Origin of the sequence: Psychrobacter sp. 72-O-c, from assembly GCF_904846605.1 — a bacterium.
In the GTDB taxonomy this organism is placed as follows: Bacteria; Pseudomonadota; Gammaproteobacteria; order Pseudomonadales; family Moraxellaceae; genus Psychrobacter.
The window spans coordinates 18,175-34,450 of the sequence record NZ_CAJHBI010000027.1; the positions used below are offsets into that span (position 1 = coordinate 18,175).

14 protein-coding genes are annotated in these 16,276 nt (G+C 42.4%); 8 read left to right on the forward strand and 6 right to left on the reverse strand.

What is annotated here, in order from left to right:
* Window positions 1-51: 51 nt before the first annotated feature.
* Window positions 52-1,329 carry an FAD-dependent oxidoreductase gene (locus JMX97_RS10305; RefSeq protein ID WP_201557829.1) on the reverse strand — a complete coding sequence of 426 codons (1,278 nt, stop codon included), beginning with the start codon at window positions 1,327-1,329 and terminating at the stop codon, window positions 52-54.
* Window positions 1,330-1,633: 304 nt separating this feature from the next.
* Here JMX97_RS10305 and JMX97_RS10310 point away from each other — a divergent pair, with 304 nt between their 5' ends.
* The 6 genes from JMX97_RS10310 to JMX97_RS10335 all read left to right on the forward strand — a co-directional run bounded on the left by JMX97_RS10310 (window position 1,634) and on the right by JMX97_RS10335 (window position 7,683).
* Window positions 1,634-2,578: an alpha/beta fold hydrolase gene (locus JMX97_RS10310; protein ID WP_201557831.1), complete on the forward strand. Its 945-nt coding sequence runs from the start codon at window positions 1,634-1,636 to the stop codon at window positions 2,576-2,578.
* Between the two features lie 182 nt (window positions 2,579-2,760).
* Window positions 2,761-3,582 (forward strand): 2,3,4,5-tetrahydropyridine-2,6-dicarboxylate N-succinyltransferase, encoded by an 822-nt coding sequence (gene dapD / locus JMX97_RS10315; RefSeq protein WP_201557833.1) that lies wholly within the window; start codon window positions 2,761-2,763, stop codon window positions 3,580-3,582.
* Between the two features lie 481 nt (window positions 3,583-4,063).
* A complete protein-coding gene (gene queE / locus JMX97_RS10320) occupies window positions 4,064-4,798 on the forward strand; it encodes a 7-carboxy-7-deazaguanine synthase QueE (RefSeq protein WP_201557835.1) in 735 nt (244 codons plus the stop codon).
* 67 nt (window positions 4,799-4,865) lie between these two features.
* The gene (locus tag JMX97_RS10325) at window positions 4,866-6,038 is read left to right on the forward strand and encodes a multidrug resistance efflux transporter family protein (protein WP_201557836.1); all 1,173 of its coding nucleotides are present in this window, start codon (window positions 4,866-4,868) and stop codon (window positions 6,036-6,038) included.
* 235 nt (window positions 6,039-6,273) lie between these two features.
* The gene (locus tag JMX97_RS10330) at window positions 6,274-6,909 is read left to right on the forward strand and encodes a trimeric intracellular cation channel family protein (RefSeq protein ID WP_201557837.1); all 636 of its coding nucleotides are present in this window, start codon (window positions 6,274-6,276) and stop codon (window positions 6,907-6,909) included.
* A gap of 87 nt (window positions 6,910-6,996) precedes the next feature.
* Entirely contained in the window at window positions 6,997-7,683 is a 687-nt protein-coding gene (locus JMX97_RS10335; RefSeq protein WP_201557838.1) for a trimeric intracellular cation channel family protein, read from the forward strand.
* Window positions 7,684-7,770: 87 nt separating this feature from the next.
* On the opposite strand, the gene JMX97_RS10340 is transcribed toward JMX97_RS10335, so the two are convergent.
* Both JMX97_RS10340 and recJ read right to left on the reverse strand, forming a co-directional pair.
* Complete coding sequence (locus JMX97_RS10340; RefSeq protein ID WP_201557839.1) at window positions 7,771-8,316, reverse strand: DUF2058 domain-containing protein; 546 nt, start codon at window positions 8,314-8,316, stop codon at window positions 7,771-7,773.
* 178 nt (window positions 8,317-8,494) lie between these two features.
* Entirely contained in the window at window positions 8,495-10,354 is a 1,860-nt protein-coding gene (recJ, locus tag JMX97_RS10345) for a single-stranded-DNA-specific exonuclease RecJ (protein WP_201557840.1), read from the reverse strand.
* A gap of 280 nt (window positions 10,355-10,634) precedes the next feature.
* On the opposite strand from recJ, the gene JMX97_RS10350 reads away from it, so the two are divergent.
* The gene (locus JMX97_RS10350; protein WP_201557841.1) at window positions 10,635-11,150 is read left to right on the forward strand and encodes a hypothetical protein; all 516 of its coding nucleotides are present in this window, start codon (window positions 10,635-10,637) and stop codon (window positions 11,148-11,150) included.
* Between the two features lie 291 nt (window positions 11,151-11,441).
* A complete protein-coding gene (locus JMX97_RS10355; protein WP_201557843.1) occupies window positions 11,442-11,831 on the forward strand; it encodes a hypothetical protein in 390 nt (129 codons plus the stop codon).
* Window positions 11,832-11,956: 125 nt separating this feature from the next.
* On the opposite strand, the gene JMX97_RS10360 is transcribed toward JMX97_RS10355, so the two are convergent.
* From JMX97_RS10360 to uvrB, 3 genes are all read right to left on the reverse strand, one after another.
* Window positions 11,957-12,349: a hypothetical protein gene (locus tag JMX97_RS10360; RefSeq protein WP_201557845.1), complete on the reverse strand. Its 393-nt coding sequence runs from the start codon at window positions 12,347-12,349 to the stop codon at window positions 11,957-11,959.
* Window positions 12,350-12,607: 258 nt separating this feature from the next.
* On the reverse strand, window positions 12,608-13,660 hold the full coding sequence (locus tag JMX97_RS10365; RefSeq protein ID WP_201557847.1) for a pyridoxal phosphate-dependent aminotransferase: 1,053 nt from the start codon (window positions 13,658-13,660) through the stop codon (window positions 12,608-12,610).
* 305 nt (window positions 13,661-13,965) lie between these two features.
* Window positions 13,966-16,077 (reverse strand): excinuclease ABC subunit UvrB, encoded by a 2,112-nt coding sequence (uvrB, locus tag JMX97_RS10370; protein WP_201557849.1) that lies wholly within the window; start codon window positions 16,075-16,077, stop codon window positions 13,966-13,968.
* Between the last annotated feature and the right edge of the window lie 199 nt (window positions 16,078-16,276).

The following is a 16,276-nucleotide window of genomic DNA, read 5'->3' on the forward strand; positions in this document are numbered from 1 at the left end:
CTATTGGGAATACTGCTATTAGCAATATTTTAACTGGCATTACCCTTGATGCTATTTTACAAAACCCTTGTCGATGTAGCGTTTTAGATGCCATACCCAGCGACCCTGCAAGCTAATTCTGCCCCAACTGGCAATGGCATACTTGTCGCCGCAGGATAATAGATATAGGGTACGCGTTCTCGGCTGATACTTTTTTAGTGGCTTATTTAACAGTGATTTCTTTGGCACTGAATTACTTGGTATTGATTCTCCTACCAGCGACTTACCTGCTAAATAGGTTAGCAAATTATCAGCCTCCACAGCGCCGCCAAATACTGCATGAACCCCTGAATGCGCCACCTTTTGATCTACTCGCGTCGCCACATCACCCACTGCAAATACATTGGGATGGGAGACGCTTTGCTGGGTGGCATTAACGGCTACAAACCCATTATCTACCGTTTCTAAATCAGTGCACTCTGTCCATGCTGCACCCGTGACCCCAGTAGCAGCAATAACCGAATCCATCGGCAATGACTCTTGCGATGAACCACGTAAGGTAAGCAGTTGACCTTCGCTATACCCTGTCGCTCGTGCATGAATCATGGTAATACCGTGGCGCTTCAGTTGGCTGATAACACGACGTTTAAAGCGCTTATTGAATCCAGACAACAGATGCTCCCCACAGACCAGGTATACTTGATGCTTGGGATTAATTCTCTTTAATGCGAATTGTGCTGCCATGACCAATTCAGTCGCGGCCGCCCCAGCCCCAACGATGGCCAGTCGATAATACGAGGATTGTTGAGCATCCAGGAGAATCGCCTGCCAACGATCTATAAATACTGATAGTGGTCTAATAGCAATAACGGCAGCGGTAGTAGCAGTGTTAGTATTGGTGCTGGTATTAGTGTTAGATATGGCTTTAGCTGTCGCCGTTTCGTTTAACCAGTGCATATCGGTATCAGCACCGGTATTTAATGACAGCACATTGTAGTCGAAGCGCTCATTATTAATAGTCGTTACAGTGCAAGACGCGGCGTCTACTTTAGCTATTGGCTGCTGAATAAATCGCACACCTGCCTGTTCACAGAGTAACTTAACATCAATACTGATATCATCTAGATCATAATGTCCAGCCATCCAACCAGGTAACATTCCCGAATAGATAGACTGCGGCTGTTCGGTAATTAGAGTAACTTCAACATTCATAGTAGCAGCGTCCGCTAAGTGCTCGGTGCGGAGTCGACGAAATAGACCAATATGGGCATGACCTGCGCCCACTAATAACAATTTTTTTATAGGCGCTTCTGACTTTACAGGCACTTCTAACACAGACAAGGGTTTCATAGGCATTTCAAAAATTAGCTCTATTATTTAGTGATATATCCTAATAATACAATGGAGTGGGTAGATAAAGGCACAAGCTTAATCGAAATTAAAACATAAGTTCAAAGAATTTGAGGTGTGACTGTTGTACGATGACAATAATTCAAAAATAATATAAATCAGCAAATAATATTGACCCCATAAAGCTTTGTAGTTAGATTGGGTACAACCACGACTTATCTGATGGCAGCTTTATTCTGAATAAGTCTCATAATATATAACAAGCCGTCCATTTTTAAACTTCTACCCATTTAAGGAACCGCTTATGAGTACCGCTAACTCCATTACTTCTTCTGACCAGACACATTATCTGCATCACCAGTTTTTTGAGCCAAAAGACGCAAAAGCTGTACCTAAGAATGTGAAAGCCACCTTGCTCATTGTCCACGGAATGTCAGAACACAGCGGTCGATATGCTGACTTTGCACAGTTTTTAGCTGACAATGGCATCGCAGTCGCCACCTATGATCAGCTCGGACACGGACAAACGATTAAAACACCGGATGAGCTGGGATACTTTGGTAATGAGCATCCAGTACAGTCGTTATTAAAAGATGTGATTATCATGGCGGATAGCTTGAAGACACGTCATCCTGATGTGCCACACTTTATTATGGGTCATTCCATGGGTTCCTTCATTGTGCGTACGGTACTCAAGCATCATGCTCAAGATTACACAGGAGCTATCCTTATGGGCACAGCAGATACCAATCCCTTAGTCAAAGTCCTGCTGCCACTGAATAAGTTCTTAGCAAAGGCGGCGCCTAAAAAGCAAAACACCCTGTTTGCTTCTGTAATGAATAAAGTACTCAATAGTAAGCTTGATAATCGTATATCCTCCTCCCAGTTTGCCTGGATCAGTGAAAATCCCGCTAATATTGAGGCTTATGAGGCTGACCCATTAACGGGCTTTGACTTTACTAATAATGGTTTTATGACGTTGTTTACGCTGATGCAAACCGGACTTAATAAGGGCTGGGCGACGACTATCAACAAAGACTTTCCGATGCTGTTTGTGAGTGGTAAAAATGATCCAATAGGCGATATGGGTAAAGGGATTCAAAATGTCGTCAACCGCTTAACAAAACAAAAATTTAGCAAAGTAACGGTACAACTCTATCCCAACATGCGCCATGAGCCCTTGCATGAGGAGCACAACAGTCTGGTCTATCAGGATATTTTGGACTGGATACGCACCTCAAGTACTTAATGTCTAACACTTAAAACAATTGTTAAAACAACCATAGTGCTGATGAGTCATTACATGGTTTGCTAAAACTGACTAAATTAGCGACAATACGGCGAGCAGCGTTTTTAGTTTAAGCAGCACTATTCATTTTGCTATCAACCCCATTTTTACTTACCTTCACCTATGAGCTTTTAGGAATTTTTATGTCATTACAACAAACTATCGAACAAGCCTTTGAAAACCGTAATAATTATAGCCCAGCCAATATGCCACAAGACGTGCGTGATGCGATTGAGCAAGTGCTTGAGCAACTTGATAACGGTAGCCTACGGGTTGCGGAAAAAAAGGACGGTGAATGGGTGGTCAATCAGTGGGCAAAAAAAGCCGTTTTATTGTCTTTTCGTCTTAATGACAATTACGTTATGTCAGCTGGCGAACACATACAGTTTTATGACAAAGTACCGACTAAATTTGCTGATTGGAGCGAAGCACAGTTTAAAGAAGCAGGCGTTCGTGTGGTACCACCTGCTATCGCCCGTAAAGGCTCATATATTGCACCAGGTGCGGTCTTAATGCCGTCTTATGTCAATATCGGTGCTTACGTCGATCAAGGTGCAATGGTAGATACTTGGGCAACCGTGGGCTCATGCGCACAAATTGGTAAAAATGTGCATCTATCAGGCGGCGTTGGTATCGGCGGTGTCTTAGAGCCATTGCAAGCCAACCCAACTATTATTGAAGACAACTGCTTCATCGGGGCGCGTTCTGAGATCGTTGAAGGCGTAATCGTAGAAGAAGGTGCAGTCATTTCGATGGGCGTCTATATCGGTCAGTCAACGCGTATTTATGACCGCGAAACTGGTGAGATCCATCGTGGTCGCGTACCAGCCGGCTCAGTAGTCGTACCAGGTTCTCTACCTTCTAAAGATGGTACACATAGCTTATATGCTGCTATCATCGTAAAAAAGGTCGATGCCCAAACGCGTGCTAAAACCGCAGTAAATGAGCTATTACGTTTAGATTGATTATTTAGCGAACAAGCGATTACTCCTTATAGATAGTCGCGATACCTTTATTAATCTTTAATAACCGTATTAATTAAAAATGAGATGCTGAGGGTGAACTTCAGCGTCTTTTTTACAGCTTAATATGATGGCTTACGTTATAATTCATCTTAATAGACGAATACCTTATCCAATACCGCCACTATCGCGGTATTTTTTGATGGATGGTTTTATCCAATAGTATGTGAATAAACGGGTCTTAAATAAGCAGTATTTGAATAAAAAGCACCTGCATCAGCACTATCCAAAAAAGAAACAGCCAAATAAGCACTACCCAATCTTACACATGCCATGCATCAAGTTTTTATACTTGCCAGCTCTCATGTGTCTTATTTTTATCTTGTCTGATAACCGCATTGTAGTAGTTTTTTTAGATAGGCATTTCTACTCTATTTAGAATGCTTAAACGCGGTATCGACACCCTATCCTATTTGAAAATGTTATGACTGATCTACCGCTACGCAGCCCTGCTATCCCTGTGACTGACCCTGAAGCTGGGTTACGAATTACTGAGATTTTTTATTCTTTGCAAGGTGAGGCATTGACTTCAGGTTTGCCGACCATATTCGTGCGCCTGACCGGCTGCCCGCTACGCTGTGTGTATTGTGATACTGAATATGCTTTTAGTGGCGGCGAGCGCCAGTCACTAGAGACCATCATAACGACTATCAAAAGCTATCCATGCAAACGGATTTGTCTGACCGGTGGCGAGCCTTTAGCCCAGCCAAATGCAATTGAGCTGATTAAACGTTTGCTTGCCGAGGATTATGAAATCTCTTTAGAAACCGCAGGCGCACTTTCAGTACAAAATGTCCCGCCAGCAGTCAGCAAAGTGATGGATCTTAAAACGCCAAGCTCAGGAGAGGTAGATAAAAACCTATGGTCTAACCTTAATTATCTTACTCAGCACGATCAGCTTAAGTTTGTCATTATGAACCGCGAAGATTACGACTGGGCCAAGGCCAAATTTATCGAACACCAGTTAGATAAGCTGGTTGGTACCGTTTGGTTTTCACCGATGTTCAATGTAGCGGAAGATGATGCTTTAAATAATAACAGTCCCGATGTACCGCTCTTAGCGCGCGAGCTGGCTGAATGGATGTTAGCCGATGCTCTACCGGTGCGCTTTCAGTTGCAATTGCATAAAATTATTTGGGCAGATGCTAAGGGTAAATAATTAAAAGAAAAGCCTTAGCGGAACAACCAAAGTTAATTCAAAGACAGAAAACGGCAAGGACACAGGGATGGTCAAACTAATTTTATTGGGCTTATTGGCCGGTGCACTATTTAGCTCAACGTTTGTCTTAAACGAGGTAATGAGTTCTGCGGGTGGCGATTGGTTTTGGTCAGCCAGCTTACGTTATATTTTTATGTGGCTGATGATTACTATGATTATCACCATGCAGTATGGGTTTGGTCGCATCAAGGAATTGACCGTTATCTTCCGTGAGAATTGGGGCTTTTGGTGTATTACCGGTAGTATTGGCTTTGGGGTGTTTTATACCGGTATTTGCTATGCTGGCGACCACGTTGCTGGCTGGGTAGTAGCAGCCACCTTTATGTTTACCGTGGTGACTAGCTTATTGGTACTGCTAGCCTTTGGACAGCGATTTGATAAAAAATTCATTATTTACGCTCTATTGGTATTTCTTGGTGTGGTACTGGTAAACGTCAGCGAAGGTTTACGTGCTTCCGATGTGGCAGATATGGCTTCCTCTGCTTCAATGACAGATATGCTGCTCTACGGCGCACTACCAGCTCTAGTAGCAGCCTTTAGTTATCCCATTGGCAATCAGCTGGTCTGGCAAGTGTCTTACAATTCCCGAAAGCATACTGCCGAGTTGCGTAAACTACGCGAAGCCAATGTTAATCAAAACCGCGCATATCAAAACGACTTTGACGAAAATACGCAGCAACTCGTCACTGAAGCACCCACTCTATCTGTCGATATCGATAATACTTCGAGCGAAAGTAGCGCTTTAAAAGAAGGGCACACGACCCAAACTCAGCCCAAGTCCATGCTTCAAAAACTAATCGCCCGCATCCCTGCTATTGAGACTGACCTCTTACAAAATGCGTTTAATAAAGTGTGGTTAATGACCCTTGGCAGTTTGCCGTTTTGGCTGTTTTTAGGCATTATATTGCGTCCTGAATTACCCAGTACCTCACAGGTGTTCAATACATCGCTTGTGGCTTTATTAGCAGGGGTTGGAGCGACCAGCATCTTTTTATATGCGCGTGAGAGAGCCGTGACTTCCAGCGAAGTTGCTGGTGTGGACTCTACCCAAGCTAGTGAGGTTATCTTTGCCTTGATTGGCGGTATACTACTGCTCAATAACGCTCTGCCCTCGGCTATGGGTCTGATCGGTATTGGTCTTATTATGCTGGGGTTGATCCTGTTTGCAAAAGACGGCTAAAATCAATTTAATAGCTAACTTTAATGGCTAATATAGTCGGTACACTTTAAAAACAGATACAGTGTGGTTGGTAGAAATCTTTGCAGCCTCTGTCTGGCGACAGCGCTCAGCACGCTAGAAAATTTTACCAGTTGCAGGCATTTATCTACGTATCACTTTTATTTAGCCTTGACTATAGATAGATAATCACTATGATAAGCAAATTTTATGTTGAGCAACATTTAGGGAAATAACGATGGTCCATACTTTCATTTTCCCCGATATCTTGCTGTACTTATTGGATATGGTTGGGGTCATTGCCTGCGCTATAGCTGGCACGTTGCTTGCGCAGCACAAAGGCTTCGATATTTCAGGCTGTATCTTGGTAGCAATGGTCAATGCAATTGGCGGTGGCACGCTACGTGATATGGCACTAGATCGACATCCTCTATTCTGGATGACAGATCTCAATTATGTGATTGTCATCACAGTTACCTCTCTTATCTTACAAGTATTTTTTCATCTTTATCATAAGATTGATAACCCGCTTAAATTCTTTGATGCTATAGGTCTAGCATCATTTAGTGTCATTGGCTTTAAGATCGCTTTAACGCAAGATATGTCACCCCTGATTGCCGTTATGATGGGTGTATGGACTGCTATTATTGGCGGATTGCTACGCGATATTATCTGTAATGAGATACCACTCGTGCTGCAGCGCGAGATTTATATCAGTGCGAGCGTTGCAGGATCAGTGACTTATTTGCTGCTTGATTATTTCGGTGTTAATCCCGGAATCAATGAATTTATTATGCTTAGCGTCATCTTTGCGGTGCGTATGTTGGCACTGCGCTTTGATTGGCACCTTCCCTCTATCCGCCTGGTTAAATAAGCAGTTGGTACTCCTTGCCAAATGAAATAAAGACAAAGCAACACGTTACGATTTGACAATAATTAAATATTTTAGCGAGACTTACACATGCTGGCTATCGCATTGAACACCTTGGATCCTGCTGCGCTGATCACTACTTTTGACCCACGATCTTTGCTATATCTATTTGACATGATTGGTATTGTGGCTTGTAGTATCTCAGGCACAATACTAGCCAAGTACAAAAACTTTGATGTGTTTGGTTGCTTACTGGTGTCAATAGTCACGGCTATTGGCGGTGGCACCGTGCGCGATGTTATTTTGGATCGTCATCCGCTATTTTGGATGGTAGATATGAGCTACCTTACGGTCATCACCATATCTTCACTAGTCATGCAGATATTCTTTCATCCCAACTCAAGGCACGTCGATAAATTCCTCAAGCTATCCGATACCATTGGATTGTCAGCTTTTACCTTAATTGGTATCAAGGTTGCAAACAGTATGGGCGCGAACATCCCCGTGGCGCTATTGCTTGGGGTGATTACCATCATTGTCGGCGGTATCATCCGCGATATGATCTGTAACGAGATTCCACTCGTGCTTCAACAAGAGATTTATATCACCGCGGCTTTAGCTGGTGGCATGCTCTACTTCGTTATGCACGCATTTGGTGTGATTGAGTGGATTGCAGATATCTCCGCCATGAGCACTATCTTTACCTTGCGTATGCTGGCAATCCGTTATGATTGGAAATTTCCAGATATTGGACTAATGGAAAACCATCCGTTTTAAGGGATGGTTTACGTGGGTAGCTGCTAGGTTCATAAGACAAAAATAAAAACCATCACTTTTAGAAATCATTCTCTTAAATAACAATCACTACCACATTAAATCATCTGGAATCACATAGGCCGCATAAGGATCATCAGTCGTCAGCTCAACATTTGCTGTATCGTTAGACACAACCATAAAACCTTCCAATTTTGCATCTATACGATCTGCTAAGGGACGAGGGAGCAGAGCATAACTTAGGTCATGATTTTCTTCTAATCGCGCAATAGCCACATGGCCTGCCACTATTTGATCATATAATTTTTGGGTAATGTTGATTTTTTTCACTTTAGAGTAATCAACAAACTGATAGCTGACGTCACCTTGTATATCAGTAATCTGATGCTGCTTAATCATTTGAATAATATTAGCTTTTAGCATCTTCTGCTCTAAAACCTGTTGTCTTTCTTGATTAAGCTTTTGATCCTTTTCTAGTTTTTTTTCTTGAGCTTCTGCCACCGCTTTTTTGACTTCAACATCTGATGAATCGCCAGTACGCTTGGCATGCTGAGACTGTTTGCTTATTTGCTTGGCTTTTTTACTATCAACCAATCCAGCTTTTAAAAGTTGAGCTTGTAGGGCGTTTTTGGCCATAATCCAATCACCTAAATCATAAAATCTAAAAAATACATAGTAGCAAATTTTGCTAGGGCGCGTCATCAATTAAGCCAAACGCCGCAGAGACCACATGAACAGTACATCGATCATAACTTGCTAACTTAGCATAGCAGGTTGTAATAGCAAGATACGATATTTCGAAAGTCACGACGCTTTACGCATCAATAACAGCCAAATCTTTAACCATTAGCTGTAAGCTTTTTTTACCATTCCACTCATTAATATCGAGCTCAAACAATAAGTGCACTTTTTCAGCGCGATAATCCCAAGCACTACTATCAAAGTTAAAATAAATAGCGTCAATCGGATATTGTACATCGGGATAGCGCAGCGATAACTTCAGATGTTTGTCTTTTAACACTTTAAAGCTAAGTACTTCAAACACGCCATCGAATATCGGCGGTGCAAAACCATGACCCCAAATGCTGGCCTCGGCTAATGTATCGACAAACCATAAGCTAAAGTCTACGGCCTGTAGTGACCCATCGGTGAATTTCTGCTCTGCAAAAACATCATCGTCAAGCTGCGCCATGACGTTATCAAAGGCACCAACAAAAGCGTCAAAATTGCCGCGCTTAAGGGTCAAACCTGCCGCCATTGCATGACCACCAAAGTGGCTGATTAGATTGGGGTTCTGCTCTGCTACTTGCTCAATAGCATCACGTATATGTACGCCAGCAATCGAGCGCGCTGAACCTTTAATCGCGTCGTCCTCACCTACACGCTGCGTATCTGCTGGTGCAAACACAATGCTAGGACGATAATGACTTTCTTTTAAGCGTCCTGCCACAATACCGATGACCCCTTGATGCCAATCATCTCGATATAAAATAATGCTGCGATTGCTATTATTGTTGTCACCATCAAACGTTTTTTGATCCGCTACTTTGTGAGGAATAATGTCATCATTATTCATAGTGTTATCAGTAGCGTCTTCGGTGCTGTCCTCGCTATTATCAATAAGTTCACTATTAGCATTTAAGGTTTCCACAATGCTATCAGCCTGCGAGCGCATGTCACCTTCGACCCGACGGCGCTCGCGATTTAGCTGCTCAAGCTCCTGTGCTAAACGCTGAGCGGTAGACCAATCTTCGGTCAGTAAACATTCGATACCCACACGCATATTGTCCATACGTCCAGCGGCATTAATCCTTGGCCCTAATACAAAGCCAAAATCCTGCGCCTGCAATTGCTTCGGGTCACGACCTGCTTGTTCAAGGAGTGCTAAGATACCCATACAGCATCGACCTTGACGGATAGCGGTTAGCCCATGATGGACTAAAATACGATTGTTTTTATCCAGTATCCCAACATCAGCAATCGTTCCAAGTGCCACTAAGTCTAAATATTGACTCACTTGCACAGTAGACTTGCCAGCTTCGCGACGCAATTTTGCCAAGCGTCCGAGTACATAAAAAGCCACACCTACCCCGACCAAAGCCTTACTGATAAAATTACAGTCTTGTTGATTGGGATTGACTACTGCTTCAGCGGGCGGTACCGATTTGGTGGTTAAATGGTGATCGGTAATAATGACCGTGATGCCATCGGCCTGCGCGCGTGCCACGCCTTCATGGCTTGAGATACCATTATCTACGGTGACAATGACCTGCGGCTGATAGGTCTCAATGCCTAACTCTACAATCTCAGGCGTCAAACCATAACCATATTTAAAACGATCTGGTACCAGAAAATCGACGACTGCGCCCATTTTGGTTAAGGCACGCATCATCAGCGCGGTACTGGTCGCACCATCACAGTCAAAGTCGCCAACGATAAGAATACGCTGACCCTCATCAATGGCCACATCCAATAAGCGCACAGCTTCGGTGACACCATGCAGCATCTCAGCAGGCAGTAAACCGGATAACTGGGTTTCAAGCTCATCAGGCTCAAGGATACCGCGACCTGCATAAAGCTTGGCAAGGGTCAAAGATTGAGCCGCAAGTGATTGCAGCGCGGTGGGCAGCTCGTCAATGCGAGTGCCGGTATAACGGGGGGTTAAATTTAGCATGTCCGTATTCTACTGGCTTTAGTAGGCGGCCACAATGCTAATTTATAGCAGATTAGTTTATTGTAAAAGGTCATTGGTTTTTTTATTTCACAGCACCCTTATCAAGCCGCCTCAGTCCTCTATCGCACTTATAATTTACAAAAACCTTGCATAGATACAGCCCTTCTTTGTATTTTGATACAAAGCTATAATTGTATAGTGCTCATAAATCCATAGAATGATAAATAACTGTAATACTTGAGATTCATTTACTATTTAATCATTTTATAAGGAAGACGCTATGAAAACCACTCCAAAAGCTGAAAAAGTCCCAAGTACGATTGACCCGAATCTAAACCTTGATCAAGTTAAAAAAGAATGTAAGGCAATAGTCAAAAAACGCGCCAAGTTCTCTGCAGGTGTGGCCATCGTCCCTGTACCCTTCTTTGATGTGGCCATAGATGCTGGCATGTTAACCCAACTGCTACCTGATATCAGTGAACGCTTTGGATTAATTGAAGATCGTGAATCCGCAGTGGACTTAGAGTCACGCGCTATTCATTGGGGTGCTTTAAAAGATCGCACGGTCGATTTTGCGGGTCTCATGGCAACGCGTGGTATTGTCAAAAAGACGGTTCAGGGCTTCGGCGGCCGTATTGCTGCTAAGCAAGTCACTAAGTTTATCCCATTGGGTGGACAACTGGTCGCCGCTACCATGGGTTATATGATCTTTAAGAAAATCGCCTTTGACCATATCGAAGAATGCTACAAACTAGCCAAAGATATTCAAACAAAGCAACAGGGTAAGAATGTCTAAAGCTTAGATCTAGAACTTGGAACTAATTTTCCAAAAATAAAAACCAGCTAAGGATAACTTGGCTGGTTTTTTTGATTATCAATAAGTGGAGCGTGGGTTAGGACATCTCTAACATATTCTGATTTTACTATATAAGGTGTAAATCAACATTATAAAAATGCAAAGTTATAAAAATATGCAATAATTGCAGGTTGTTATCAGTACATCAAATTGAGCAGTATTTGTCATTTTTGAATAGCCCTTTTTTATGCCGTTTTTAAACAATATTCATAAACATTATAGGATACAACCATGAAAAAATTCTTAGTTTCAATTACTATGCTTGCTACTTTTGCCCTAGCGGGATGCACGACGACAACAGGGGCAAACACTACTGCAGGCAATGCTATTGGCACAGCAAACAATATTGGTATGAATGTATTTAAAGCGGCTATCGATAATCAGTGCCGTAGCGAAATCCAAAAGCAAAATGCGTGGCGGATTGCCAGTGCTGTCATGACTGCCGAACAAAAAGAAGCGGTACAAAGTAACGTCTGTGGCTGCGTGAGTGAACAAGCACCTCAGCAAGTAACCATCGTTGAGTTGGGTAATGCGGCAATAGATTCACAATATCGTACACGACTGGTTACTAGAGTCGTCGCTAAATCTCTACAGAGTTGTTATGCAAGTTTCACAAAATAAATAACTTATTATTAATAAATAATGAACAGTAACACAGGGCGCGCTAATAAATTACAAGGCACCCTGTGCCACTATAGAGACTTATATCAGACTCTATAAAACGAAGGCATATAAAGCAGAAAATTTTAGAACTTATCTGTTGCAAATGGTTCTGGCTTTAAAGGGGCAGTTAAGGGTAAAGAGGCCGTTGAAGGTAAGACAACTTTGTGAAAGTATTTAGATTTACCATCGAGGATTTTGTTAACTTCTTTGACTAAGTCGTCGATAACGTCGTCATAAATTCCGTGATTCAGTTCCTGGTCAAAAGAGGTAAATGGATGTTTACGAGCCGCTGCTCTTACGCTAGTAACACCTTGCTTAGTATAAAAAATATTGACTCGGCCATCACTATTTAAGACACACTTTAGCTCACCCTCTTCAACCACCATCTCTACATTCTCAGGCATGAAGATATAATCATCCACATCAAGTAGTTCTTTCTCTATTCCTCTTTTTAAAAACGATTTAATATCAAACATAGTTACATCCCTAAAGTTCAAAAACTTGTAAACGTGATCAATTCAAAATAGCAGTCATACAAGTTTGTTTCTAGCCAAACTTCGTTTCTATTTATCCTCAATTGACTGCAGTCTCTTAAGCTGATAACAGCAAATACGTTGCACCATTATTGGCTTTATTTAACTAAAAAAACAATGCGATTTAGTAAGCATGTACTATGGGTCTGTAACTTCCTAAAGTCAAAATATTAACTTGCCTCTTTCACCTCATCAACCAAATCAAACCCAGCCCTTTTGACGAAAAGATTTTAGTACTTCGACAAACACTTTCATCTCATCAAATGTACTGAGCGTTAGGCGATTGAACCCTGTGATGGGTGGAAATTCTCGACCAACCAAAATGCCATTGTCTTCCATTCTGTCGATGTATGTTTTTACATCACCTTTTATTTCATGAAGAATAAAGTTGGTTTGTGAGGGCAAATAACGAAGTCCCAGCTCATCTAGCGTCGCTTCAACCATCTGGCGCGATTGATTGGTAGTTCGCAAACTCAACTCTAAGAATGCCTCATCATTTAACGTTGCCAAAGCAGCTACAGCACCTGACAAATTGGTGTTGTCTATCGACGTAAAATCTTCGACTGCTTCAATAGTTTGCGGGTTTGCAATTGCATATCCTACTCGCAGACCGGCTAGAGCATGTAATTTTGAGAAAGTACGAACAACGATAAGGTTTTTTGATAACTCCTGTTTTACCCACTCAACACCACTCTCAAAACTTGGATCTGTGACGTACTCCGAATAAGCTTCATCTAGTAAAAAGTAATGGTTCTCTGGGGCAGTATCTACCCACATTTTTAACTTTGGCGTTGAAGTGATCGTTGCTGTTGGGTTGTTAGGATTGCAAAGATAAAATAAGCTGACACCGTCAAACTCGTCGGCAGATTTTTGCAGATTTTGAAAATCTAAATCATAATTTTCAGCTGTTAGGGGCACCTTTACTACGGGCGCGCCAATATAGTTTGCATACAATTCTGCACAAGAAAACGTTGGATCGGGCACCACTAATTGAAATTTTCTGCCGTCTTTTAAGGCTTGGTTTTGCAACATTTGCACGACAGCTCGGATATTTTCGCTTGATCCATTGCCTAATGAGACTTGATTTTCTGTCACGCCATTAATTTCAGCCACTTTAGCAATTAATGCAGCGCGTGGATTATCTGGATAACGAAAACCGACATCTAAAGCGTTTGTTACAGCTTGTTTGGCAGAATCTGACATGCCTAGTGAGTTCTCATTGGCATTCAACTCCAATGGTTTATTGGTATGCATAGTAGATAATCCGTCTAATTTATAAGTATTTTATAAGGGTAATTAACATCATGTTAAGGCGCATTTCGTATGATTACAAGTGTTGTAGCGCCCAAAAATTAGTTATTAATATTAATAGGTAAAAAAGACAGTTTGTTACCAGCTCTACAAGCTCTAATTGCTAGGCTGTTTTTTTTAAATACTAAACGATAGAAGCTAAGCTTGACTTGAACCTCTTTTGAATAGTGTGATCGATAAAAAAGGTGAGCCACAAAATATGCAAGTCACCTTTTTTATCGCTAATTAAAATTCGACAACATCACCCTTTAAAGCAAATGTGCTTTCAACTCCAACACTTTGTCGCGAGTTTTCGCTGCATCCTCAAACTTCAAATCACGCGACATCTGCTTCATTAACTTCTCAAGACGACTGATTTCTTTAGCCAATAAGTCAGGACTACGTAAAATACTGATATCGACATCAGGCAAATTACTCTTGACCGGAATAGCTTGATTGTCATTGGCATCGAGGTCTTCACCAGTATCAATCTTATCCGTGACGTTCCGGCGCGCGCCCCTTGGAGTAATATTATGCTCAAGGTTAAAGGCCACTTGTTTTTCGCGGCGACGATCTGTCTCCTCTATCGCTTTTTGCATACTGTTCGTAATGCGATCCGCATAAAGAATGGCTTTACCATTAATATGACGCGCAGCACGACCAATGGTTTGAATCAAGGCACGCTCAGAGCGCAAGAAGCCCTCTTTATCCGCATCAAATATCGCTACTAATGATACTTCTGGCATATCGAGACCTTCGCGCAGCAAGTTAATACCGACCAACACATCATGCACGCCAGTCCGTAGCTCATGAATAATCTGCATGCGTTCAAGGGTATCAATATCTGAATGGAGATAAGCGACTTTGACATCGTATTCTTTTAGATAACTAGTCAAGTCCTCCGACATACGCTTAGTCAAAGTGGTGATTAATACGCGCTCATCTTTTTCGCGGCGTTTGCTGATTTCCGATAAAACATCATCAACTTGGGTCAATACCGGACGAATCTCAATCTCAGGGTCAATAAGACCGGTTGGACGCACCACCTGCTCGACCACTTGTTCGCTGTGCTCAAACTCATATAACGCTGGCGTTGCACTGACATAGATAGTGGTTGGCTTGATACGCTCCCACTCTTCAAACTTCATCGGACGGTTATTCATCGCGCTTGGTAGACGAAAGCCATAATTAACCAAGTTTTCTTTACGTGATCTATCGCCTTTATACATCGCGCCAATCTGCGATACCGTGACATGCGACTCATCAAGGAATAGCAAAGCATCCTCTGGAATATAATCAAACAAGGTCGGCGGCGCTTCCCCTGATGGACGACCAGATAAATGCTGTGAGTAGTTCTCAATGCCATTACAGTAGCCGAGCTGTTGAATCATCTCTAGGTCATACTGGGTACGCTCTTTTAGACGCTGCGCTTCAATCAATTTATTATTATCACGGAAATATTCAAGACGCGGCTCAAGCTCAGCTCGGATAGTATGAGTTGCAGCCTCTAGCTTATTACGCGGGGTCACATAATGCGACTTTGGATAAATGGTAATACGTGGCACACTGCGTACCGTTTTACCAGTTAACGGATCAAACCAAGTAATTTTCTCTACTTCATTATCGAACAAATGCACGCGTACGGCCAATTGCTCCGACTCTGCTGGATAGATATCTAATATCTCACCACGTAAGCGATAAGTACCGCGCCCAAAATCCAGCTCATTACGCATATACTGCATTTCAACCAAGCGCTTGATAGTCGCAGTACGATCTATGCGGTCACCAACTACGATATGTAGCAGCATTTTCAGATAACTTTCGGGATCGCCCAAACCATAAATGCAGGATACCGAAGCAACAATAATTGCATCACGGCGTTCTAGTAAGGCACGAGTTGCTGACAGGCGCATTTGGTCAATATGATCATTAATAGCGCTGTCTTTTTCGATAAAGGTATCACTGGCGGCTACATAAGCTTCAGGCTGATAGTAATCATAATAACTAACGAAATACTCAACGGCATTATTCGGAAAGAACGCTTTAAACTCGCCATATAGCTGTGCGGCTAAGGTCTTGTTATGCGCCATAATAATAGTTGGCTTCTGACATTCGCTGATGACTTTGGCCATGGTATAGGTCTTACCAGAGCCAGTTACGCCAAGCAATAACTGCTCATCCATACCAGAATTAATACCTTTTACCAACTTATCAATCGCTTGTGGCTGATCGCCTGCGGGCTCAAATTCCGTGACCATCTCAAAGGGCCGACTCGCTATTTGCGTTCCTGATGCATTGACACCACTAATTTCAGCTTCGCCTTGCAGCTGAGTGGCCAATTGGTTTAACTGACGCGATGAGCGCGGTTCGGGCATACGCATAACGGCTTTCTTCTTCTTAAGGTTTATAACAATGTGGGGGCTAAGCGGCTATTTTTAAAGGACAATTGAGGGATTTGTCATTAGGATTAATGGATTAATCTGACAGTAGATAAGGCCTGATACGGATGCACTTCAACCTAGACAAATAGGTGAACAGGTACCCTTGCAAACAATAAGTTTAAGTATTCTTCGATGGCTA